Annotated in this window: 1 protein-coding gene; it reads left to right on the top strand. The window is 45.9% G+C overall.

Translation table 11 applies throughout. The features are described from left to right. A partial coding sequence (locus tag QZ310_RS13330; RefSeq protein WP_297073707.1) for a hypothetical protein occupies positions 1-2,239 on the top strand: 2,239 nt, incomplete at both ends.

The following is a 2,239-nucleotide window of genomic DNA, read 5'->3' as shown; positions in this document are numbered from 1 at the left end:
TTCCGATATATACAATTGAAGTTGAGGGGTTCAAGATTCCGATAACCTTGCAGTATCGGTCCAACGGCATAAAGCCGGAGGATGACCCGCAGCCTATAGGCTACGGCTGGGTGCTCACGCCCCCTCTGCGCGTGTCAAGGCAGATTATGGGCCGACCGGATGAGTATTTCACGTTTGTCGGGGATAAGGGAGCCGGGTTCATACAAGGTGATTATGACAAAGGATTCCGTTCGGTGACAATGTGGGGTGCTCTGGACAGGAGTTTCCATCCGTACCACTATGATACCGAGCACGATTTTTACACATTCTACCTGCTCGACAAATCACTCACTATGATCTACAAGGATGGCAGGATGCAGGGGGTAGGTTGTGACGAGTACCAGGTGGAATGTGGGGAATTGTTCTCTTATTTCAAGGTCACGGACCCTAATGGGATTGTCTATGATTTCTCAACACAAGGAGAATGTGTGGACAATTTCTCCATGCGTACGGAATGGCTGTTGACCTCAATCACACTGCAGTCAGGGACAGTAATAGAAGTCAAATGGGACTCCCACACACATACCGGACATGGGTTCAAGATGATAGGGCCGACCGAGGTATATTATAATACAAAACTGTATCCGTTTACCTATGTGGATGATTACAGTAGCAGTGAATATAAGACTTCTCATCAGTACTTCTATACTCAGGATCTGGGTTCTATAGTCTTTCCCGGCGGGAAACTTGAATGTAATTATGGCAGGGGGGATGCGACAAATATGACCATGCTTGAAAATATTACTGTCTCTAACGGAGACAAGACCGTTTTCAAAGCGGAATTAGGCCATTCACCCAATCGCAGGTTGCTGTCTGATGTCACAATACAGGGTGACGGCAGTTATACATTTGAATATGACCCTACAGCATTTAACCGTGCCGATATGGTGGATTGGTGGGGGTATTACAATGGAAAGGATAACAGATACCTTCTTTCACCTAAGGTGAAGATGACGCATAAAGTCAACGGAGATCTGCCCATTCACGGAGCAGACAGGTCGGTTGATAAGGAATTAATGAGGGCATATATTCTCACTAAGGCAACTTATCCTACAGGGGGTAGTGCTGAGTGGGAGTATGAGGTACACCGTTTTCAGGAGCAGAAGGCCCCTGACTGGGTCTTTGATTATCTGGAAAATGAAATATCCTTGTCCGAAGGTGGAGGATTGAGAGTTAAGTCTATAACACTGAAAGAGAATAAGGATGATGGCAATCCCCGTGTAAAGACCTACATATATGGTGAGGACGGAAACGGTCTTGCACAAGTGACCGCCGTACCGTTTCTGCATACATTTATTTCAGAAACACCATACTGGGCTCTGCGTAATTATATGGGTTATGTTGAAGGCATGGTTGATAATTACCTTACAATAAACCGTTTTTCTGATTACTTGACCGGATGCATAAACAGTCTGCCAATATGGTATAATAAAGTGGTGGAAATTGATGCGGAGGGTAAAACTGAATATGAGTTTAAAAAAGTATGTCCTGATAACATCAATGACCGCGAGTGGGGCATGGCGTGGCCGAGTGATATAAATGAGGCTTTTTCAAAAGGTCCTGTCCAGACATGTACTACTGAATTTAAATCTTCGTCGAATGGTTATAGACCTATCCGTAAAACGGAATTCGATTATGAATCTTTTGAAAAGGTCGGTTTTACCCAGATTAACTGTTTTACGGCTTATCGTTTATGCCTGTTTTTGTATGGCTCAGAATACACACCGGATTTTGGCCCTGATAGATTTCGGGGAGAGGGGCTTATGCCATGGCAAATTCGATTGGGCGATATCCCGATGTCCATGAAAGATGGTGCATTTGACCGCGATACACAATTTTGGTATGATGGGCTTGATTACAATATCAATCCTCAGACCGAGCGCCTCGTCTCCCGGAAAACCACCACCTACCATGAGAATGGAGAGACGAGTGTGACGGAGAGCTACGAATATGTCCCGAATACGGGACTTATTTCCGCCACGGTAGTGTCCAACGGGTCGGAAAGTGTCCGGACCGAGTATACCTACTCGGATTCCTATACTGATTCTGCTTCTCCTGCCATTGCGAATGAACTGAAGGAGCGTAATATCCGCGGCATGGTCACGGGGGTAAAGGAAACCTGTGGCTCAAAGACGGTCGGTTACTCTGTCAAGCTTGGAAAATTCGGTCAGACATTCCGCCCGCGGGGGATATGGCAGCA

It is taken from the genome of uncultured Duncaniella sp. (genome assembly GCF_910577345.1).
Lineage (GTDB): Bacteria > Bacteroidota > Bacteroidia > Bacteroidales > Muribaculaceae > Duncaniella.
Note: the sequence above shows the minus strand (reverse complement) of the source record. Positions and strands in the feature narration are given on the sequence as shown.